The 21,790-nt window shown below is 44.7% G+C and carries 17 protein-coding genes; 2 read left to right on the top strand and 15 right to left on the bottom strand.

Translation table 11 applies throughout. The annotated features are described in order from the left end of the window. Positions 1-7: 7 nt before the first annotated feature. The 9 genes from PG862_RS08865 to PG862_RS08825 all read right to left on the bottom strand — a co-directional run bounded on the left by PG862_RS08865 (position 8) and on the right by PG862_RS08825 (position 10,948). Positions 8-1,360 (bottom strand): TRAP transporter large permease, encoded by a 1,353-nt coding sequence (locus PG862_RS08865; protein ID WP_117796216.1) that lies wholly within the window; start codon positions 1,358-1,360, stop codon positions 8-10. Continuing rightward, positions 1,357-1,983, bottom strand: coding sequence for a TRAP transporter small permease (locus PG862_RS08860; protein WP_117796217.1), 627 nt, complete (start codon positions 1,981-1,983; stop codon positions 1,357-1,359). Before PG862_RS08860 ends, PG862_RS08865 begins: the two co-directional genes overlap by 4 nt. Next, on the bottom strand, positions 1,937-2,998 hold the full coding sequence (locus tag PG862_RS08855; protein ID WP_117796218.1) for a TRAP transporter substrate-binding protein: 1,062 nt from the start codon (positions 2,996-2,998) through the stop codon (positions 1,937-1,939). The genes PG862_RS08860 and PG862_RS08855 overlap by 47 nt, the downstream gene beginning before the upstream one ends. Positions 2,999-3,013: 15 nt before the next feature. Then, positions 3,014-4,675, bottom strand: coding sequence for a hydantoinase B/oxoprolinase family protein (locus PG862_RS08850; RefSeq protein ID WP_118468271.1), 1,662 nt, complete (start codon positions 4,673-4,675; stop codon positions 3,014-3,016). Positions 4,676-4,691: 16 nt separating this feature from the next. Then, a complete protein-coding gene (locus PG862_RS08845) occupies positions 4,692-6,770 on the bottom strand; it encodes a hydantoinase/oxoprolinase family protein (protein WP_118468272.1) in 2,079 nt (692 codons plus the stop codon). Positions 6,771-6,789: 19 nt separating this feature from the next. Further along, a complete protein-coding gene (locus tag PG862_RS08840; RefSeq protein WP_118468274.1) occupies positions 6,790-7,869 on the bottom strand; it encodes an SIS domain-containing protein in 1,080 nt (359 codons plus the stop codon). A gap of 38 nt (positions 7,870-7,907) precedes the next feature. Further along, the gene (locus PG862_RS08835; RefSeq protein ID WP_117796220.1) at positions 7,908-9,053 is read right to left on the bottom strand and encodes an ROK family transcriptional regulator; all 1,146 of its coding nucleotides are present in this window, start codon (positions 9,051-9,053) and stop codon (positions 7,908-7,910) included. 828 nt (positions 9,054-9,881) lie between these two features. After that, positions 9,882-10,352: an LURP-one-related/scramblase family protein gene (locus PG862_RS08830; protein WP_117796222.1), complete on the bottom strand. Its 471-nt coding sequence runs from the start codon at positions 10,350-10,352 to the stop codon at positions 9,882-9,884. Further along, complete coding sequence (locus PG862_RS08825; RefSeq protein WP_117796223.1) at positions 10,349-10,948, bottom strand: methyltransferase domain-containing protein; 600 nt, start codon at positions 10,946-10,948, stop codon at positions 10,349-10,351. The genes PG862_RS08830 and PG862_RS08825 overlap by 4 nt, the downstream gene beginning before the upstream one ends. A gap of 327 nt (positions 10,949-11,275) precedes the next feature. Between PG862_RS08825 and PG862_RS08820 the strand changes: the two genes are divergently transcribed. Beyond that, on the top strand, positions 11,276-12,028 hold the full coding sequence (locus PG862_RS08820; RefSeq protein ID WP_118696254.1) for a TMEM164 family acyltransferase: 753 nt from the start codon (positions 11,276-11,278) through the stop codon (positions 12,026-12,028). Between the two features lie 297 nt (positions 12,029-12,325). Here PG862_RS08820 and carB read toward each other — a convergent pair whose 3' ends face one another. After that, positions 12,326-15,538 carry a carbamoyl-phosphate synthase large subunit gene (carB, locus tag PG862_RS08815; RefSeq protein WP_107000573.1) on the bottom strand — a complete coding sequence of 1,071 codons (3,213 nt, stop codon included), beginning with the start codon at positions 15,536-15,538 and terminating at the stop codon, positions 12,326-12,328. 410 nt (positions 15,539-15,948) lie between these two features. Between carB and PG862_RS08810 the strand changes: the two genes are divergently transcribed. Beyond that, positions 15,949-16,374: a DUF3842 family protein gene (locus PG862_RS08810; RefSeq protein WP_270707156.1), complete on the top strand. Its 426-nt coding sequence runs from the start codon at positions 15,949-15,951 to the stop codon at positions 16,372-16,374. Positions 16,375-16,395: 21 nt separating this feature from the next. Here PG862_RS08810 and PG862_RS08805 read toward each other — a convergent pair whose 3' ends face one another. From PG862_RS08805 to infB, 5 genes are all read right to left on the bottom strand, one after another. Continuing rightward, positions 16,396-17,322: a bifunctional riboflavin kinase/FAD synthetase gene (locus tag PG862_RS08805; RefSeq protein ID WP_118468282.1), complete on the bottom strand. Its 927-nt coding sequence runs from the start codon at positions 17,320-17,322 to the stop codon at positions 16,396-16,398. Between the two features lies 1 nt (position 17,323). Continuing rightward, positions 17,324-18,301, bottom strand: a complete 978-nt coding sequence (truB, locus tag PG862_RS08800; RefSeq protein WP_118523887.1) for a tRNA pseudouridine(55) synthase TruB — start codon at positions 18,299-18,301, stop codon at positions 17,324-17,326. An 82-nt stretch (positions 18,302-18,383) separates the two neighbouring features. Continuing rightward, positions 18,384-19,355, bottom strand: coding sequence for a DHH family phosphoesterase (locus PG862_RS08795; protein WP_118468284.1), 972 nt, complete (start codon positions 19,353-19,355; stop codon positions 18,384-18,386). Further along, positions 19,348-19,740 carry a 30S ribosome-binding factor RbfA gene (gene rbfA, locus PG862_RS08790; RefSeq protein WP_270707155.1) on the bottom strand — a complete coding sequence of 131 codons (393 nt, stop codon included), beginning with the start codon at positions 19,738-19,740 and terminating at the stop codon, positions 19,348-19,350. The genes PG862_RS08795 and rbfA overlap by 8 nt, the downstream gene beginning before the upstream one ends. A gap of 16 nt (positions 19,741-19,756) precedes the next feature. Further along, positions 19,757-21,790: translation initiation factor IF-2 (gene infB / locus PG862_RS08785; RefSeq protein ID WP_270707154.1), on the bottom strand; the 2,034-nt coding region annotated here is incomplete at its 5' end.

Genomic DNA, 21,790 nt, shown 5'->3' with positions numbered 1-21,790 from the left:
GCGTTGACTAGAAACTATAAAACAAGCCCGGCAACCAGGTTGATACGACAGGAACAAACGATACCAGCAGCAAAATAGGTAATGCACCAAAAAGCAAAAATGGAAGAATAGGTTTAATAAGTTTATGAATCGGAACATCACAAACTCTGGAACATGCCATCAGACAAGTAGCCATTGGCGGTGTAATTGAGCCAATACCGATCGAAACAAAAACGATTACTGCTAACTGAATTGTATCAATCCCACATGCAGTAGCAATCGGTGTAAGAAGCGGCACCAGCGTCAAAATAATAACATTTCCATCCAAGAAAAAACCTATAAAAAACAGCAGAAGATCTATTAACAGGATAAGACCAATACGATTATTGGTAATTCCCAACATTAACTCTGCCACCAACTCAGGAATATGGTTAAGTGTCATCAAGCGACTGAAAATCAAAGTCATTGGAAACATTATAACCAATGCCGAAACATCCTTGACTCCCTTAGAAAAAACGCCCATCAATTGAACCAGAGAAAGCTTTTTATAAACTACCACTCCCATGATCGCTCCATATAAACAGGTAATTGCACCTGCTTCTGTCGCTGTAAAAATGCCGCCATAGATACCCCCTAACACAATTACCGGCATTAAAACTGCTACAACAAGCTCTAAAAAAAATCTATTCCGGCTTATAGTCTCACGCGCATTTTTTTCTGATTCTTCTTTAGGCTCATTATCTTCAGTACATGCAGAAACGGATGCAACTGTTTTACCCGCATATTCTGGATGATAATATTTTATATAAATAATCCGATTAATGATCAAATAGAGCCCTGCCCATATTAATCCCGGCACAATCGTAGCCATAAATAAAGCACCAACCGATGCCGAGGACACGGATGCAAAAATAATAGCATTTACATTTGGTGGAATCATAAAGCCAAAAGGACTGGAAGCTGCAATTAATGCCGCTAAATATGCTTTATCATATCCTTTCTTTTCCAATTCTGGCACCATAGCTGTTGACAGTGTATTAGCCGTTGCCAATGCTGAACCGCAAAGGGCTCCAAAAAAGCAGGAAACTACTGGAATTGTGGCCGTCAATCCTCCCTTTACATTATGTAGCATCTTATCCGCTACCCGAATCAGCACATTTGCAATTCCGCTTCGCTCAATCAAAGAACCTCCTACTATAAAAAGCGGAATCGCCAACATAGAAATAGAGTTCAAAATGTAAAACGCATTCGTTGCAAACGTTCCTGTACTTCCAAGCCCCATATATGCCACAAAAAAGGAGCCGCCCAAAAATGCTAACGGAACTGCAACGCCGGAAAAAATCATGAGTAAAATTAATACTGCAGCTATTCCAAATATCATAATGTGCGTAACCTCCTTATAGATTTACAAACATTCACCACATAATAAACCATCATCCCCAAAGCTCCTAAAAATACAGAAGCATATACCCACCACATGCTAAATCCAACAGCTGGAGACACCGTATTACGTTCAATATGTGTCATCATTAAATTAAATGTTAATGGCATAAATAATCCACATATTATAGTAGAAATAATCAAACTAAACAAATGAAGTGCTTCTTTTGACTTTTCCGTCTTACACAGATTCAAGAAGAAATCGACTTTTAGCATATTGTCATCACGCACAACCAGTATTACTCCAAGCCATACAAATACAATAAATAGAATTGTTGGCAATTCCTCATAGCCGTGCATATTAATATTAAATACCCAACGACTGAAGATTGTCAGATTAACCATAATCATCATCACAATCAACAAAATACCCGCTAAATTTCCAACCACAAATTCAACTATATGATCTAATTTTTTTAAAAATTTCACCACGTTCCTCCTCTCTTTAACGGTAAATAAAAAAGCAGGGGATACTACAAACATAGATATCAATCCACTTGCAGCATCCCCCATACCATTAATAATTAAACAGCTCAGATACCTGATTGTATAATTCTTCTCCAATCAGTTCTCTCCACTTATCCGACAGAGAAGCCGCATACTCTTTCCATTGATTCAATTCCTCATCTGTTGGCTGATAATATGTAATTCCTTTTTCATCAAAGAATTTTTCTGCGTCTGCTTTCATATCTTTATAAGATTCATATTCAGCCTCTGAACACGCCCAGGCAGCATCTACAAATATCTTTTGATCCTCTTCGCTATACTGATTAAACTTATCTAAATTCATCATCAAACTATACGAAGTCCACTGAGCTCCAACATATGAATAAAATGGTGCTACTTCATAATAATTTTCAATAATATATGAAGGTATCTGCTGATCCGTAGCCGTAATCAAACCATTCTGCAGCGATGTATATAACTCTCCGTATGGCATAATTGCGATATTTCCCAAACCGCCATAAAATTCGTTAACAATAGCATCTTCATATGTTCGAAACGTTTCATTCGCCAGATCCTTCGGCACTTTAATCAATTTATCTGTCGAAAAGATGTGGCGCTGTAAGCCACTGTTTTGTGCCAAAAGTTTAATTCCATTTTCTTCATAAAGCTTTGTATTAATAGCAAATCCTTCTGCATTCGGATTAGCAAGCTTTTCCCTCACTGTGTCTAAATCAGGTAATAAAAATGGAATTCTTTGCCATGCAAATCTCTTATCTACATTAGACATTCCGGCACCAAAGTTAAAATCCGTCTCCCCATCCTGAATCATCTGAAAGGATTCCGCATCGCTGGCATAACTGGAATACCAATAAATATCTACTACATAACGGCCATTACTATTTTTCTCCACCTCTTCTTTAAATTTCAGTAGTCCATCAGCCCAGGGATTATAATCCGGGGCAACCTCTGGATCTAACGCTGATGTTGTCAAAACAAGATGAGTTGCATCTGAATCTGCTTTCGTAGTTTCTTCCGCTTTATCGCTCTGCAGTGCAACTGTATTATTACCTCCACATCCAACTATAGTTAATGCCATCATTGCTGCCATTGTCGTTGCAATTAATTTTTTCATTGTACTCCTCCTTTTTCAACATCCACCATATTCTTTTTCTGCTCGTTCCTGGCTGATCAAGCCATCTTTCACATCACACTTTAATGCTTTTTTATCTCTCTCAAGCGGATTACCCCAACCTCCGCCGCCACTTGTCTGAATATAGAGTCTATCTTTCTTATAAAAACGCACCCTTGCTTTCGAAGGCAAATGTTCTTCCGTTCCATCAGCTCTATTTACTGTAAAACGAGCTCCTAATGCTGCTTTTCCACCATTCAATCCCCACGGTGCCGTATTAACACGATCAGAGGCAATAAAGCAGTCCACCTCATCTGTCTGGAATTCCAGGACTCGCTCAATTCCAAATCCACCCCTGTGCTTACCAGGTCCTTCAGAATTTGGAGCTAAACCATATCGTATTACCTTAACCGGCATGATTCTTTCAAGAACTTCTACTGGTGTATTTCTGGTATTAGTCATATGCGTATTAACTCCACTGGTTCCATCTTGATCGCACATTCCACCATATCCTCCTCCAACAGTTTCACCATTAGCAAAGAACGAATGTGTTTCTGGATTATAACCACCCAGCTGAATTCCATTCATAGATCCACAAGCAGCCGCACATACTTTTTCTGGAACCACTTGAGCCAGTGCACCAAGCAGTACATCTACCAAACGCTGACACGTAATAGAATTTCCAGAACCGGTAGCTGCTGGATATACCGCATTTACCAAGGAACCTTCCGGTGTTATAACCTCAAAGCGGCGATATGTTCCAGAATTCGGTGGAATCGTGGGATCCGTCACTGCTCGAACAACATAATAAATGCAAGCCAACGCCATCGGACGAACACAATTCAAAGGTCCTCTTACCTGAGGGCATGTTCCCGTAAAATCAATTTTAATATGTGGACCTCCTGTAGTAATTGTTACCTTGATTTTTAATGGCTCTGTTGTAGTAATTCCATCTCCCTCTAAGAAATCCTCAAATTCAAATGTCCCTTTCGGAAGTTTTTCTAACTCTGCTCCCATTCGCCGGTCACAGTAGTTCTCTAACTCTGCAATTGCCTCAAGAACTACTTCTACGCCCATCTCATCACATAATTCCTCAAACCGCTTTTCTCCTACATTATTTGCTGCAATCTGAGCCATCAAATCTCCACTACTTTCGTATTTTGTTCGGATATTAGAGCGAAACATAGCAAAAATCTCAGGATCTACTTTTCCTTCTTTTTTTATCTTTACTGGTGGGAAGCAAATCCCTTCATGGAAAATTTCCGTTGCATCTGGTGTTAACGAACCCGGAACCTTTCCTCCCACATCTACATGATGCGCCAGATTTCCTACAAAAGCTACTAGCTCTCCTTTAAAAAAGATCGGAGAAAAGATAATAATATCTGGCAAATGAGTTCCACCAATGAATGGATCATTGTGCATGATAGCATCTCCAGGTTTCAGTTCTTTTTTGTTAATATGCTTTAAAGCTCCCTTTACTCCCCAAGGCAACACTCCTGAATGAACAGGTATATGCTCTGCCTGTGCAATCGTCTCTCCATTTACATCAAATAACGCACACGAACAATCTCTTCTATCTTTAATATTTGTGGAATAGGCTGTCCGAATTAATGCTGCTCCCATCTCTTCTGTAATTGCAAAAAAGCGATTTCGCATAACTTCCAATGTGATTGCATCCATCTTTTCATTCCTCCTTTTAGTTCTCTTCTAATGCTTCCATCTTCCCAGTCTCATGATTTGCAATCTTCACAACCAAATTCATTCTCTCATCTACTGTCACCTTATCGCCAGGCCCTACTACGGACGTAGCTCCTGTTTCCTCTATGATTGCCGGACCGATAAAGCTGTTACCTGCTTTTAAAGCATCTCGCTTATATACGGCTGTATCCAGCCACTCTCCCATAAAATAAGCTTTTCGAATTTCTTCTGGTTTTGGAAGTTCCTTGCTAATTTCTCCTTTTGAATACAAGTTACTTTTGTCCATTTCCCCAACTACAGAAAGACGCAAACTAACCAACTCCATGGGATCATTCTTCTTAAATCCATAAGAACGCTCATGTGCATCACTGAAATCATTCACAAGCTTATCCCAAACCAGCTGATTCACCGGGCTATTGGGTACCGAAATCGTTAATTCGTAGGCCTGACCAAAATAACGGATATCTATTTTTCTCTCAAAACTTACGCTACTCTCTGATACGCCATCTCGAGCCATTTCTTTTCTTGCTTCAGCCTCTAATTTTTCAAATTTTTCTTCCATATGGTCGAAAGAAACATCTTTTTCATGTTTATGATACGTGCATACTTCATCATATCTAATTGGTGCAACTAATAATCCAAAAGCAGAAAAGTTTCCAGGTGCGATAGGAATAACAACTGTTCCTATATCCAGAGTTCTTGCCAGTTCAACCGCATGAAGTGCTCCCGCTCCTCCATATGGCAGAAGCACAAACTTTCTCGGATCGATTCCTCTTTCTACCGTCATAACTCTAATTGCTCTGACCATGTTGGAATTCGCTACACGAAGAATTCCCTCTGCTACTTCCTCCACTGTCATATTTAATTTTACGGCCAATTTTTCTTCTATCGCTTTCCGTGCAGCCGCCACATCCAGGTGCATTTTTCCACCTAGCAATTTTTCACCCACACGACCTAACACAGCATGAGCATCTGTTACTGTTGGTTCTGTTCCTCCTTTGCTATAACAAACCGGTCCCGGTACTGCTCCTGCACTGCGAGGACCAACCCGAAGCGCTCCGCCAGCATCCAGCCATGCTATAGAGCCTCCTCCTGCTCCAATCGTAGTAATATCTATATGTGGGAATTTTACCGGAAATCCCTCAATCACTCCTTCACCTGTGATACCAATAGAACCATTCTGCACAATTCCTACATCAAATGACGTTCCTCCAAGATCTCCAGTAATAATATTATGATAATCCGTAATCTTGGAAAGAAATTCGGCAGCCAAAACACCTCCAGCCGGACCAGATAATAACGTATTCACACTCTTCTGAGCTGCAATCTGATCGGTCATCATACCTCCAGAAGATTGCATAATAGTCAATGGAGAATTAATCCCATTTTCATCTAATCGTCTACGCAACTGGGATACATATTTCTGCATTCTTGGCTGAACATATGCATTCATAACGGTTGTATTCATTCGTTCAAATTCACGAAACTCCGGCAAAATTTCACTAGATACAGACACTGGAAAATCTGGTGCGATTTCACGAATAACTTCCAACGCTTTTTTCTCATTTTCATCATTCGCATAAGAATGAAGAAAACAGATTGCAATGGATTCCGCTCCCTCTTCCATTAATTCATGAATCGTTTTCTTTAATTCCTCCATATCCAACTGCACCAATACAGTTCCCGTATAATCCATTCTTTCGTCTGCCTCCCGACGAAGATATCGGGGAATTAATGAAGCTGGTTTTCTAGCATGTAAATCATAAAGTTCTGGTCTGCTCTGGCGACCAATATCTAAAACATCTCTAAATCCTTTTGTTGTTATTAATGCTGTTACAGCGCCGTTTCGTTCCAAAAGTGTATTTGTAGCCACTGTCGTTCCATGTGCAACACCCGTCACACAATCTGGTGCTACTCCCAACTCTTCTAAAAGTGCTCTAATTCCGTTCAGAACACCTATACTTTGATCTTCAGGTGTAGAAGGCGTTTTTGCAAAATACACCTTACCATCTTCATTTATTCCGACTACATCGGTAAACGTTCCTCCTACATCTACACCTAATTTCAATTTAGCCATTTTTCATCCTCCTTTATCTCTATCCCTGGTAATAATTTACTTTCGGCATATATTTACTTCCTAGCATCTTATGAAATTCTGGGTATCTTGATTGTTCCGGGTGACGTCCTTTCTTTTCTGTTACATCATTAGCCAGCCATTGTAATGGAATAATGTAAAATAATGGAGTTAAAATTTCATCCATTCCTCCTGGAAGCGAGATAAAACGACCTTTTATTTCAATCTCTTTTTCAAAGCCCTCGTAACCAATAACTGTCACGTGATCCGAATGCTCCTGAGCAAATTGAATCATTCTCTTTATTCGCTCTACTCCAGGTCCCTCGTTTACCAAAAAAATCAAATATGACCACTTTTCAAGACAATGATACGGACCATGCATGTACTCTTCCACATCATATACCTCTACCGGGATTCGCACTCCTTCTAATACCTTAAGAGCCCCTTCTTTAGCTGCAGCTGTTAAAGTACCACCTCCGATAATTGTCACAGATGGAGCAGATTTATACTCCTCCGCAAAATCTTCAATTTCTTCAGATGTACATCTCAAACTTTGCTCCATCCATTTTGGAACTAACGAAATGTCTAATTCCTTACCAGCTAATCCCGCAGCATATAAATACAACATTGCTATAGTCGAAGTAAATCCCTTCGTTTTGGCCCCTACCAGTTCTTCTCCTGTACATGTATCCAAAATCGCCTCAGCACTTTTTCCGCCAGGATTATCAGGCTCGGCTGTTACCATAACGGTTCTAGCCCCATACTCTCTTCCTTTTTCCAAACAATGTATCGTCCCAATACTACGTGCCGTCTGTGAAATTCCTAAAATCAGCGTTTTCTCATCTAGTCGATAATGTGGATAGTAATACAAAAAATCAAATGGGGTAAACACCTGAACCTCTGCATTGAACCATTTTGTAAATGCATATTTAGCCGCAATTGCTGTATGAAGTGAGGTTCCAGAACCAATTAAATAGATTTTATCAAATGGACCTTTTCCCACTATAGAATACACACTATCACACACTTTTTCTGCATTTTGGCAAACTCTTCTAATTGTGTCTGGCTGTTCCAATATACAGCTCTTCATGGTTTGCTTCATTCTATGTATGCCTCCCAACTCTTGTATTTTTCTCTATTTTATTTTTTTACCTGTATATCCTGCTCTTCGATTTTTTTTGAAGCAAAATTAATTGCTCCTAGAGCTCCTGCTTTTCCTCCCAAGTTTGCCAAACAAATATCCGCCTGAATTGGCGTAAGCCTGCCAACCTCCTCTCGAATCCGCTGAATCACAGATCCCATAGAATCAGAAACTCCACCGCCTATTACAACCTTCTCTGGATTTAAAAGACTAATCGTATTGGCTATCGCAACTGAAAAATCACGAACAAATTTGTCTATTACCGGTATTACTGAGGCATCTCCTCGGCTATATGCTGTAAATAATGCTTCTGCCGAACCAACAATTTGATCCAGTGCCGAGCCAGAACATTTTTTTTCTAAAATTCCCTGTTGTCCTAATTTATTAATTTCCCCTTTTTCCACATCAGAACTTTCTAAATAATATCCTAATTCTCCTGCTCTTCCTTGAGCCCCCAATACCAACTGTCCACCACATACTAATGCTCCGCCAATACCTGTTCCCAATGCAATAAACAACATATCATCCGTCTGTTCACCTGAACCTATCCAACGTTCACCTAATGCTGCCAGATTCACATCATTTCCGACATACACTGGAAATGAAAAATATTCATTCATTAAACTTTGCAAAGGAAATTGATTCCACGATAATGCTTTGGCACGCACCACTGTTCCATCTGAATCCACCGTTCCCGGGACTCCAATTCCCATGCCAAATATCATTTCTCGTTTAATTCCTGCTGCTTCTAATGACTCCTCTACAATCTGGACTAATTCCTCAAACTGATTTTTGGTTGGTATTTTTTTTTCGTACACAATATTACCCACCAAATCTGTTATCAAAAACAAAAGTTTTGTTCCGCCAATATCCATGCCAATACAATACGCAGATTTTGGATTAAATCCCAACATAGTAGATGGGCGTCCAACCCCTGATGGAGACATACAGTCTCCATACTCAACTAGGAGCTTTTTCTTAATTAATTCATCTACAATCGCACTAACTGTTGTTTTACTTAAATTTAATGCCTTTGATATCTGTGCACGGCTAATCGGCTGTTTCTCCTTGACCATATTCAGAATCAATGTCCGATTAATTTTTCGTATTAATTCTAAATGCCCTAAATTTCCATTCTTCTCCATATTACACCCCTTACTCACTTAATTAGTTCAGTGCACTTACTAATTCTTTTAAAAATTACCTCTCGTATTAAGCAAGAGGATTTATATATAAAATACACTTTTATTATTCTGTTTTCAATAGGATTTTTCAACAAAATATCTTTATATTTTCGTAAAAATTACCAAAACGCGTTTCACATAATTTGTTTCTTCAGAAAACTAAATGTCATTTTCAAGATACACGTCTATATATGCTGAACTCTTTTTGCAATGCAATTGATAATTCATAAAATCAATTATATCTAACAAAAATGCAATTACAAACCAAAGATGACAGTAACTGTCAACCTGTAACGAATCAACAATTTCAAGAATGTTTTTACTAACCTTCTATATGGTTCCACACATACCCATGCAGTAGAACTTTCAACATTTCCTTATCTCGCTCTTCCCAGGCGGCTTGTACATTCTCCATATCGAACATGGGCATTCTTCGTAAATCTGATATGCTGAAATCTCCCAAGAGCAGGCGTGGCAAAGGCAACTGAAAGAAACGATAGCAACAAAAAACAGGTCCGGACGCACGGAGAGTAATCAGTGTATCTGAACCTAGCTTTTCTATGGTCTTTCCGATGAATAGCTTGGCTGGCTTTTCATTGAAATTTCTTATGCTTTTTTTCGTTGACATTTAATACTGTTCAATGTATCATATAATCAAGAAATGGGTTTGTTACCGTACAGCTATTGCTTAAGCGGGATGCTCGTTTCTTTTTTGTGTTCACCATATCGTCCTGTCATTATTCAAGAATGCCTCGGTGCTCTTGTAGCAAAAAGCAGACGCACCCTTTCTTACGTCCTCGAACATTTTTCCGCATCGATCGCCAGCACAAACATTAATGCATCCAGTGCATATTCCGGCTCATTTACCTGAATAACATACGTGTCCGTCATATGGAACAGCTCTTTGCTGACACTGGCAACCGAATATCCCCTTTGATCGAGGATATTATAATCCCATTCCATAATCGAACCGTCGATATGCCAGCCATTGTAATCAATATTGTAATGCGGCATCAGGAAAGAGAATTCTTTACTCAAGCATCCGATATAGGTGCCTTTTTTATATATCTCAAATTTTGGCAGAAATGTCAGTACACGCTGAACAACCATTCCAATTTCATTGCCGTCTGCATCATATATCACCAACTTATGGCCCCAGGACAACTGGCCTTTTACCACATATACTGTATTGCCAAACTCATCATAAATATCATAACTGTCAAACCACGAAAATAACCGCTGTTTAAATAAAAGCTTCATAAAATCACCTCAAATATCATAATCCGTTCTCTTTTGTCCTCGCCCGGAAACAAATCCGATGTGTCGATCTCATCATAAAACATTAGCTGTTCCTCCGTCATCAGACAACTGATATATTCCTCCGATGGATAATAAAAAAACAGCAGTATCTCTCTCTGATTTTCGTAATAGGACTCATATATCCTGGCAAGAACAGAGTGCAATATCTCTACCGAAAATGGATTGAAAAAATAACACCGGTCCACTTCTGGAGGAAGCTCATAGTTCTCCGCACTGCTTAAGATAAAGGAAGTACGGTTTCCGGACACTGCCGTCTCCTTATTTTCTGCTGCCCCCTGATAAATACGTTCATCGTATTCGATTCCGATTGTTTTACTCCTTGTCTGATAGGACAAGTAAAAACAGACTCTTCCCTTGCCGGTTCCATAGTCCAATAAGGTATTATTCTTCCGAATTAATCCGCTGTTCGCCAACCGTTCCAGAACCACGTATGCCGTCGGTTCGTATGGGTATCGGTATTGATCCGCATGCGAATCATCTCTGCCGCTTGTTCGGATTTTCAGAAATCTATCCCATTGGGTCTCATTTTGGTTCATGGTATATCTCCCGTATCATTTACTCGATTCTTATATCTACAGAATATAGGAAATTGACGGCGCTTGTCAACTTGCAGCTTTGGAAAGAAAAAAATTGCAAATATGTAAATCTCCCATCGTCTTATTATGGGCAGATCTTGTTGTTAATTCTTGGCAAATCTAATATTTCGTACTATAACTATTCTGTACCGTTTTCTCTGTACTGGGCATCTGCTTCCGTAAAGAGAATGTGCCTTGTCACATTCTCTCGCCGGGCGCGGTCGCTTGCAGCATGATTCACAAGATACGGAACCATTCCTTAGGTTTTATTACGAAAGAAGGCTTTTTATGATTTCCCGTCTACTTACCTTAACTGCCTGGTCCATGACACCGCCCGCAGTCTGGTCTCCCTTTCATTTAGTATTTATGCTGATCGGCATCCCGCTCGCCGCCTTTGCCGCATGGAAATTGCGGGCGCGCTCCGAAACATTCCGCCTGCGTCTGCTCTTTGCCTGCGGCGTCTTTCTGGCGTTTTCCGAGGTCTACAAACAGCTTTTTCTCTATTACATAGAAAACAACCGGCACTACGACTGGTGGTATTTTCCATTTCAGCTCTGCAGCCTGCCGATGTACCTCTGCCTGCTGCTGCCCTTTGTTCCGCATAAATATCAACGTATTTTTTGCACTTTTATGTATAATTACAATCTGCTCGGCGCCGTCATGGTGTTCATCGATCCGTCCGGTCTGATGCACCCGTACTGGACGCTGACCCTGCATGGATTTATCTGGCATATCCTTCTGATCTTCATCGGGCTACTCATCGCCTTTTCCCGCATGGTGCTGCCAACCGCCAAAGGATTCTGGCAGTCTACAGCTGTATTTGCGGTCGGATGCGTCATCGCAACCATCATCAATGTTACCTCACATCCGTATGGAAACGCGGATATGTTTTATATCACGCCGTACTACGCGACCACGCAGATTGTGTACTCCCAGATCGCTGCTAAATTTGGAATTTTTGCCGGAAACACGGTGTATGTGCTTTCAATCATTTTGGGCGCATGGCTGCTGCATCTCGTATTTCAAGTCGAACGTCCGTGAGACTTGGCGCGTGATTCTGGTCAGCAAAGCTGGCATATTCGTTGCTGCTCACTCATTCCGTGCACATCAACGGGATTTTACCGATGCTTCGCATTTCAAATCGGCAAAATCTGCTATCGATACGATATCATACGGAATTTTCAGTTCAGAAAATTCCTATCTGCAATTAAAAGAGCGCCAGCCCCGCATTCACAGCCGGGCAGACGCTCTTTTCTATAATAGCTCAATTAATTCACTGTCACGGTAAAATCCACTGAAACGACTCTGTAACAATGGATTTTACCCTTTTATTTTTATTTACTGAATCTCGCTATGGAACTCCTGCAGGGACTTAACCTCCAGATGTCCGTTCTTCTTGATACTTCTCAGAGCCTGTACGGTAGCCTTTGCTGCTGCCATGTTGGTGAAGTACGGAATCTTCGCCTTTACAGCTGCCTTACGGATGTAGCTGTCATCGCCTCTGCCCTTCTTATCGTTCGGGGTATTGATAATGATTGCCACTTCTCCGTTGGTAATCTTATCTAAAATGTTCGGACGGCCTTCGTTGATCTTGCATACCTTCTCAGCCGGAAGTCCTGCTGCTACCATCACATCACAGGTTCTGCCTGTACCCATCAGGGTAAAGCCACACTCGTAGAAGCCTCTTGCAACCTCGATAAGCTCTATCTTATCCTTGTCATTGACACTCAGGAGGACAGTTCCTGAGGAAGGAAGACGTGTCTGGGTTGCTTCCTGTGCCTTGTAGATAGCCTCACCAACGCTGGTGGACATACCAAGAACCTCACCGGTGGAACGCATCTCCGGTCCAAGTACCGGGTCAACCTCCGGGAACATCTTGAACGGGAATACCGGCATCTTAACACCGTAGTGCGGAATCTTCTTCTCTTTCAGTGCCGGAACCGGTGACGGACGGCCTGTTAAGTAGGAAGTCATGATATCCGTTGCCAGTTTTACCATCTTGATGTTGCATACTTTAGATACCAGCGGCACGGTACGGGATGCTCTCGGGTTTGCCTCCAGCACGTATACTTCGCCGTCCTCGATTGCATACTGCATGTTCATCAGACCTACAACGTGCATCTCTTTTGCAATACGGCTTGTGTAATCACGGATTGTCTCTACCTGATCCTTGGTCAGATTTCTGGACGGAAGGATACAAGCGGAGTCACCGGAGTGGATACCTGCCAGCTCGATATGCTCCATAACAGCCGGAACAAATACGTTCTCGCCATCGCTGATAGCATCTGCCTCACACTCGGTTGCATGATGCAGGAAACGGTCAATCAGGATCGGACGATCCGGAGTTACACCGACAGCTGCTCTCATATAGAAGGTCATCGCTTCATCGTCATGAACAACCTCCATGCCGCGGCCGCCAAGTACATAGGACGGACGAACCATAACCGGGTAACCGATCTTATTCGCAATCTCTAATGCGTCATCAACGGTAACTGCCATGCCTGACTCCGGCATCGGAATCTGCAGTTTATCCATCATCGCACGGAACAGGTCACGATCCTCTGCCATGTCGATGGTTTCCGGAGTTGTACCCAGAATATTGACACCATATTTCTTCAGGTCTGCTGCCAGGTTCAGCGGTGTCTGGCCACCAAACTGTGCGATAACTCCCAGCGGTTTCTCCTTATGATAGATGCTTAATACATCTTCCAGAGTCAGCGGCTCGAAATACAGTTTATCGGAGGTATCATAGTCTGTAGATACGGTCTCTGGGTTGCAGTTAACGATAATTGTCTCAAATCCAAGCTCTTTCAGAGCGATAGCTGCATGTACGCAGCAGTAGTCGAACTCAATACCCTGACCGATACGGTTCGGACCGCCGCCCAGAATCATGATCTTCTTGTTGTCGCTGCACGGACTCTGATCCTTGATGTGATAGCTGGAGAAGTAGTATGCAGAATCCGGTGTGGCACTTACGTGTACGCCCTCCCAGCCTTCTACGATACCTTCTTTGGTTCTTGCATCGCGGATCTCTTCCTCTGTAACGCCTAACAGCTCGCTTAAATATTTATCTGCAAAACCGTCCAGCTTCGCCTGGCGGAGAACCTCAACCGGCGGAACCTCGCCCTTATACTGCATCAGGCTTTCTTCCTCTTCTACCAGTTCTTTCATCTGCTGGATGAAGTAATGTTTAATCTTGGTTAATTCGAACAGCTCGTCTACGGTAGCGCCCTTACGAAGTGCCTCGTACATAATGAACTGACGTTCGCTGCTCGGAACATGCAACATCGCAAGCAGTTCTTTTTTTGTCTTCTTATCGAAGTCTTTCGCATGACCAAGACCGTAGCGGCCTCTCTCCAGGCTTCGGATCGCCTTCTGGAATGCCTCTTTGTAGGTTTTTCCGATACTCATAACCTCGCCGACTGCCTTCATCTGGGTTCCCAGCTTGTCCTCTGCGCCTTTGAACTTCTCAAATGCCCAGCGTGCAAACTTGATAACAATATAGTCGCCGGACGGAACATACTGATCCAGAGTGCCGCTCTTGCCGCATGGAATCTCATCCAGAGTCATACCGGTTGCCAGCATCGCTGATACCAGTGCAATCGGGAAACCAGTTGCCTTGGATGCCAGTGCAGACGAACGGGAGGTTCTCGGGTTGATCTCGATAACAATATCACGGTCTGTCTTCGGATCGTGTGCCCACTGTACGTTGGTACCGCCGATTACCTGGATTGCTTCTACGATCTTGTAGGATTTCTCCTGCAGACGTTTCTGCACTTCTTCCGAAATGGTTAACATCGGAGCAGAACAGAAGGAATCTCCGGTGTGTACGCCCAGCGGATCAATATTTTCAATAAAGCAGACAGTGATCATGTTGTTCTTCGCATCGCGGACAACTTCCAGCTCAAGCTCTTCCCATCCAAGGATAGACTCCTCTACCAGAACCTGACCAACCATGCTGGCCTGCAGGCCTCTTGCACACACGGTCTTCAGTTCTTCTACGTTATATACAAGACCGCCGCCTTCGCCGCCCATGGTGTAAGCCGGACGAAGAACAACCGGATAACCCAGTTTATCTGCGATTGCCAGTGCATCCTCAACGCTGTAGGCAACCTCACTTCTAGCCATCTCGATGCCCAGGCTTTCCATTGTATGCTTAAACTCGATACGGTCCTCACCACGCTCGATAGCATCAACCTGAACGCCGATTACTTTAACATCATATTTATCCAGAACACCTGCTGCTGCCAATTCGGAGCAGAGGTTCAGTCCGGACTGTCCACCCAGGTTCGGGAGCAGCGCATCCGGGCGCTCTTTTTCAATGATCTGAGTCAGACGGTCTACGTTCAGCGGCTCAATATAAGTCACATCTGCTGTCTCCGGATCCGTCATAATCGTAGCCGGATTGGAATTGACCAGCACAATCTCATAGCCGAGTTTTCTCAGTGCCTTGCACGCCTGTGTTCCCGAATAATCGAACTCACACGCCTGTCCGATAATGATTGGACCGGAACCGATAATCAATACTTTGTGAATGTCATTTCTCCTCATGTTTTCTCCCTCTCATTGTCTGCTGTTTTTTGGCTTTAAAAAAGCGGCCTCCCGGATCAACTAAAAATCAAGCACCTCCGCGGTGCCTTCACGCGCGTCTGTCTGATCTTCCGTCACCCTGACAGCCTCCGCCAATCGCAGCTCTGCCAGACCCCAGTTAGCCATTATCAGCATTATAATAGAAAGCGCTTTATTTGTAAACAAAAAATTTTACAAAAATCGATCTTTTTTGCTTTTCTTTTTTCAAAATGTATGATATTATAGTAAAGATATACTGGGGTGTTTATTTTGTCCAAAAGGCAGATTTAGACCCTCTTATTTTCGTTCCTGCGCGAGAATGTGCCAAGGCACATTCTTTTTTATTATCTTGTCCTACGAAAATCCTACGAAAAGGAAAGGGGGTATCCATTATGAAAAAAGTTGTCATCATCGACGGTCAGGGCGGACGCATGGGGCGCGCTCTCGTAGAAGAAATCCATAAACTCTGTCCCGGACAGCCGCTTCTCGCGCTCGGTGCCAACACCACTGCCACTGCCGCGATGATGAAAGCCGGAGCTGCCATGGGCGCCACCGGAGAAAACCCCGTTCTCGTCGCCTGCCGCGATGCCGACCTAATCATCGGACCAATCGGCATCGTCATTGCAGACTCCCTCTTAGGAGAAATCACCCCCGCCATGGTAGCCGCCATCGGACAAAGCCGCGCCCAGAAAATCCTGATTCCTGTCAGTGGAAGCTCCTATTGCCGCCATATTTTAGTAGGAACACAGAATTTACCAATGAATGAATATATCCATTTGGCGGCAGAGGAAGCAGCTGCCTACCTGAATCATATTTAAAAAATGCACGAAGCAGAACTCTCATCGTTCCGCTCCGTGCATTTTTCTCCCGGTCTCTTTATCCTTCAAAACCTGCATCTTCAACTCATCCACCCCGGAAAATTTCATCTCCGGCCGCATAAAATCCAAAAAATGAACCTCTATCTTTTTCCCATACAGGTTTTCATCCAGATCATAGATATATGTCTCCGCCCCCGCTGGTCGTTCTCCGGCAATCGTCGGTTTTTTTCCAATATTCGTGATACTTCCATAAGAAGCACCATCAATCACCGTCCGGGAGAGATATACCCCGAACGCCGGAAGATGTTTCTGGATTCCCGGCAGGATATTCGCCGTCGGAAAACCTAGGGTGGAACCTAAATGCTCCCCGTGTACTACCTGTCCGCTGATCCGGTACTCGTATCCCAACAGTTCATTCGCCTTGCGGATATTTCCCTTCGCCAGCTCTTCCCGGATATAGGTGCTGCTGATCTCGCGATCGCCGTCCATCGCCTTTTCAACGATCGACACCTCATATCCATATTTCGGTGCCAGTTTCCGAAGCAGTTCAGCATCGCCCTTCCGCTGGTAGCCAAAATGGCAGTCCGGACCGGACACGATCGCCTTTGCGCCCATCTTGCCGACCAGAATCTCGGCAACAAACTGTTCCGGGTCCATATGTGCGACTTCCTGGTTGAACGGATATTCCACCAGATACTCCACCCCCGCCTCGCGCAGGTTCTCCTCGCGCTCCTCGTTGGTCGTGATCATCGTCTGCAGCTTTCCCCGGATCAAGGTTCCCGGTGCCGTCTCAAAGGTAAACACCGCTGGTTTATATCCTTTTTCCCGATACCGCATCACTTCCCGCAGCAGCTTCTGATGCCCTCTGTGAAGACCGTCAAACTTACCGATCGTGACCGCAGTCGGCTCTTTTATCTGAAATTCTCTGGTTCCGGCAAAATACTGCATCTTACTCTCCTCCCAGAAAGATCTTACGTGGTTTCCATTGTTTCTTCTCCGGCTGATAGGCATAGAGACCGATAAACTGGTTTGCGCTGTCATAGACGCGGATTATTCCAGAATCCGGAAGTACCATCTCTGAGTTTCCATCCGCAGAAACCTGGTGTTCAGCCAAACTGCTTCCGATCTGCACTAAGCAGCCGTCTCTCGGTCCCAGCCCCTTCGGGAATGGATTTCCATTCTGCAGAAGCTTATCCAGAACTTCGCTCTCCGATACATACGCCGGGCAGTCCTCAAACATTCCATCCACCGGCACGATCCTATCCTCGATCTGACCGGCTTTCGCCAGCGCTTCCACCTCGGACAGGCGCAGGCTGTCCCCGATCGTAAATCGATCGACGCGGGTGCGGATCAGTTTTTCCATACAGCCGCCGCATCCCAGCTTTTCACCGATGTCATGGCACAGGGTACGGATGTAGGTTCCCTTGGAACAGGTCACGGTCATCGTCACACGCGGCAGTTCCACCGCATCTATCTGAAGATCATAGATTTCCACCGGACGCGCTGCCCGCTCTACCTCTTTTCCGGCTCTCGCCAACTCGTAGAGCTTCTTTCCGTTGACCTTGAGCGCCGAATACATCGGCGGTACCTGCATATATGGACCAACAAAGCTCTCCGCCGCCCCGCGGACTGCCGGTTCTGTCAGCTGTTCCGTCGGTTTCTCCGAAAGAATCGTTCCTGTCATATCCTGCGTATCGGTTTCGGTTCCCAGCAAAAGAACTGCCTGATACGTTTTCCTCTTATCCGTCAAAAGGTCGCACAGCTTCGTTCCCTTCCCCAGACATACAGGGAGTACGCCCTCCGCTGCCGGATCGAGCGTACCCGTATGACCGATCTTTTTCTGTCTCAAAATGCCCCGGAGCTTCGCCACCACATCGTGGGACGTAAACCCCGGTTCTTTATAAATGTTTATCACACCGTGAAACATAAAATCTCCTAAAAAATCAGAACTATTACCGTCCATGCGCTGTGCACCTGAAAGCAGGCAGCGCAATCAGCAACAGAACCTCCTATTCCTCCCTACGGGCATCCATCTGTTTCTCAATATGTCCCGTCAGGTTGTTGATCACATCCCTCGGATGTCCCTGCATCGTGCAGCCCGCCGCGTGGATGTGTCCGCCACCGCCGAAATACGCCGCCACCTTGCTCACATCGACATAGTCGTTGGAACGAAGGCTGACCTTGTACTCGTTGAACGCCTTTTCATAGATGAAAATGGCACATTCCACTCCTTCGGTAATCCGGAGCTGATCGATAATGCCATCCAGATCGTTCGTATCGACACCGTAAAACTCCATTTCTTTCTGGGAAACCACACTGAAAATACATCTTCCATCCAGAATCCGTGTACTGCTAAGCAGCGCTTTTCCGAGAATCTGGTTCTGTGCGTAGGTCTTGCGGTAAAAGCTGTCGTCGATGATCTTCGCCGCGTTCACGCCTTTTTCCATCAGCGCGCCCGCGATTTCCATCGTTTTCCGGGTCGTTGAATTGTACTTAAATACACCTGTGTCATGCACAATTCCGGTATAGAGACACTCTGCCGCCTCCCTGCTGATCTTTGCCTCATCAAGAAGCGTGTATAACACTTCGCTGCAGGAGCTTGCGTCCGGAATGATGTAATTTTGTTCAGCAAATCCTGTATTGGTTCTGTGATGATCGATACAGAGTGTCTTGGCGGCGCTGTCAAAATAGACCGCGTAGGCGCCCAGACGCTCTTTGTCGCTGGCATCCAGCGTAATGCACAGATCAAACTGTTTTTCCGGCACAATCTCGGTATGAATTTTCTCAAAATCATTCATATAAGAAAATTTAGCAGCCGGATGGTCGAGAAACAGTTCTGCCTCTATCTGCGGATAATTCTCCCGCAGATAGTTAAGCAGTCCCAGAGTCGTTCCGATACAGTCCCCGTCCGGATGGATGTGACCAAGCAGTACGATGTGCTCCGCCCCTTCCAGTGACGCCTCTAAGATATTTTTACTCATTTTCTTCCTCATCTCCCGATTCTGAGTCTCTGAGGTTTTCAGTTACTTCATCGATCAGGCGGGTCATGTGTACACCGTACTCAATCGACTGATCGAGAATAAATGTAATTTCCGGCGTATTCCGTAAATTAATGCGTTTTGCAAGCTGGGTGCGGACAAATCCGACAGCACTTTTCAGTCCCTGGATCGTATCCTTCGCCGCTTCCTCGTTGCCTAACACGCTGATATACGCCTTGCAGTACTTGAGATCCGGAGTTACCTCCACGGAGACAACCGTTGTCATCGGATGAATCCGCGGATCTTTCAGCTCACGGCTGATGATGTAACTCAGCTCTCTCTGTACTTCACTGTTAATTCTTGTATTTTTAATGCTATTTTTACGCATGAATCCCTCTGCCTTTCTAGCGCGGAACCTCTACCATCGCATATGCTTCGATCATATCGTCTTCCTGCAGATCGTTGAACTTCTCAAATACAAGACCACACTCGTATCCGGAAGCAACTTCCTTCACGTCGTCCTTGAAACGCTTTAAGGATGCCAGCGGACCATCGAAGATCTGCTCGCCGTCACGGGTAATACGTGCCTTGCAGCCTCTCTGGAATTTACCATCCAGGACGTAGGAACCAGCGATAGTACCAACGCCGGAAGCCTTGAAGGTCTGACGTACAACGGCGTGACCGATTACCTGCTCCTCGTAGATCGGGTCAAGCATACCCTTCATCGCTGCCTCGACATCCTCGATTGCCTGATAGATGACGCGGTAGAGACGAACGTCTACTTTCTCACGCTCTGCGATGGACTTCGCGGTTGCGTCCGGGCGCACATTGAAACCAATAATGATCGCGTTGGATGCGGCTGCCAGACTGACGTCGGACTCGTTGATCGCACCAACACCGCCGTGGATGACCTTGACTACAACTTCCTCGTTGGACAGCTTCATCAGACTCTGTTTTACTGCCTCGACAGAACCCTGTACGTCTGCCTTGACGATCAGTGGAAGTTCCTTTACATTTCCTGCCTTGATCTGGGAGAACAGATCGTCCAGGGAAAGCTTCATCTTTGTATCTTCAATTAACTTATTCTTGCTCTCAGAGATAAAGGTTTCTGCAAAGCTTCTTGCCTCTTTCTCGTTCTCCGGCTGTACAAATACCTCGCCGGCGTTCGGCACGTCATTAAGACCCAGAATCTCGACCGGAGTGGACGGACCAGCCTCTTTGACGCGGCGTCCCTTATCGTCCATCATCGCACGGACACGGCCGTAGCAGGCACCTGCCGCGATCGGATCACCGACATGCAGGGTACCCTTCTGTACCAGGACGGTTGCAACCGGACCTTTACCCTTATCCAGCTCCGCCTCGATGACAAGACCTCTCGCATTACGGTTCGGGTTTGCCTTTAACTCTTTAACCTCTGCGGTCAGAAGGATCATCTCAAGCAGTTCCTTGATACCTTCCTTGGTATGTGCAGATACCGGAACGAAGATGGTGCTGCCGCCCCAGTCCTCCGGAACCAGTTCGTACTCGATAAGCTCCTGTTTTACCTTCTCGATATTGGCACTCGGCTTATCGATCTTGTTGATCGCTACGATGATCTCAACACCTGCTGCCTTCGCATGGTTGATCGCCTCGATGGTCTGCGGCATAACACCGTCATCTGCTGCAACAACGAGAATTGCAATATCAGTGGATTTTGCACCACGCATACGCATTGCGGTAAATGCCTCATGTCCCGGCGTATCGAGGAATGTGATCTTCTGTCCGTTGATCTCTACCATGTACGCACCGATGTGCTGGGTGATACCGCCTGCCTCTTTTGCAGTTACATTGGTCTGGCGGATTGCATCCAGAAGGGAGGTTTTACCATGATCGACATGACCCATAACGCATACAACCGGCGGACGGGTTACCATGTCCTTCTCATCCTCTTCTTCCTCTTTCAGAAGTTCCTCGATGACGTCAACCTTAACCTCTTTCTCACAGAGTACGTCAAACTCCATCGCGATCTCTTCTGCCTGCTCGTAATCTACTTCCTGATTGATGGTGACAACCTTGCCCTGTAAAAAGAGCTTCTTTACAATCACAGACGGCTGAAGTTTCATCTTGTCTGCGAGATCCTTGATGGTGATTACCTCCGGGATCGTGATTGTCTTGATCTCCTCAACCTTTGCCTCCTTCTTCTGCGGCGGCTGAACAGCGCTCTTTACGTTCTTTCCGCCTCTTCCCTTGGAGTGCATCTCTTCCTCATGGTCGATCTTGCTATATTTATCGTTCTTGTAATTATTCTTATTCTGCTTGTTGTTCTGCGGTTTCTGTACAACCGGGCTGTCGAAGGATGGCTTCGGAATATTTAAACCGCCGCGTCCATCGCGTCCGCCTCTCTGACCATCACGGCCGCCCTGATAGCCGCCGCTTCTCTGGCCGTCACGGTTTCCCTG

It is taken from the genome of Clostridium fessum (assembly GCF_027698965.1).
Lineage (GTDB): Bacteria > Bacillota > Clostridia > Lachnospirales > Lachnospiraceae > Otoolea > Otoolea fessa.
This window is presented reverse-complemented; position numbering and strand designations above follow the sequence as displayed.

Bases quoted from the DNA above. Each gene is read 5' to 3' on its own strand.
- PG862_RS08830 (WP_117796222.1), bottom strand. From the start codon at position 10,352: ATGAAGCTTTTATTTAAACAGCGGTTATTTTCGTGGTTTGACAGTTAT.
- PG862_RS08835 (WP_117796220.1), bottom strand. From the start codon at position 9,053: ATGGAGAAGAATGGAAATTTAGGGCATTTAGAATTAATACGAAAAATT.
- PG862_RS08805 (WP_118468282.1), bottom strand. From the start codon at position 17,322: ATGCAGTATTTTGCCGGAACCAGAGAATTTCAGATAAAAGAGCCGACT.
- PG862_RS08825 (WP_117796223.1), bottom strand. From the start codon at position 10,948: ATGAACCAAAATGAGACCCAATGGGATAGATTTCTGAAAATCCGAACA.
- PG862_RS08840 (WP_118468274.1), bottom strand. From the start codon at position 7,869: ATGAAGCAAACCATGAAGAGCTGTATATTGGAACAGCCAGACACAATT.
- truB (WP_118523887.1), bottom strand. From the start codon at position 18,301: ATGTTTCACGGTGTGATAAACATTTATAAAGAACCGGGGTTTACGTCC.
- rbfA (WP_270707155.1), bottom strand. From the start codon at position 19,740: ATGCGTAAAAATAGCATTAAAAATACAAGAATTAACAGTGAAGTACAG.
- PG862_RS08810 (WP_270707156.1), top strand. From the start codon at position 15,949: ATGAAAAAAGTTGTCATCATCGACGGTCAGGGCGGACGCATGGGGCGC.
- PG862_RS08850 (WP_118468271.1), bottom strand. From the start codon at position 4,675: ATGGATGCAATCACATTGGAAGTTATGCGAAATCGCTTTTTTGCAATT.
- PG862_RS08820 (WP_118696254.1), top strand. From the start codon at position 11,276: ATGATTTCCCGTCTACTTACCTTAACTGCCTGGTCCATGACACCGCCC.
- carB (WP_107000573.1), bottom strand. From the start codon at position 15,538: ATGAGGAGAAATGACATTCACAAAGTATTGATTATCGGTTCCGGTCCA.
- PG862_RS08845 (WP_118468272.1), bottom strand. From the start codon at position 6,770: ATGGCTAAATTGAAATTAGGTGTAGATGTAGGAGGAACGTTTACCGAT.
- PG862_RS08855 (WP_117796218.1), bottom strand. From the start codon at position 2,998: ATGAAAAAATTAATTGCAACGACAATGGCAGCAATGATGGCATTAACT.
- PG862_RS08795 (WP_118468284.1), bottom strand. From the start codon at position 19,355: ATGAGTAAAAATATCTTAGAGGCGTCACTGGAAGGGGCGGAGCACATC.
- PG862_RS08865 (WP_117796216.1), bottom strand. From the start codon at position 1,360: ATGATATTTGGAATAGCTGCAGTATTAATTTTACTCATGATTTTTTCC.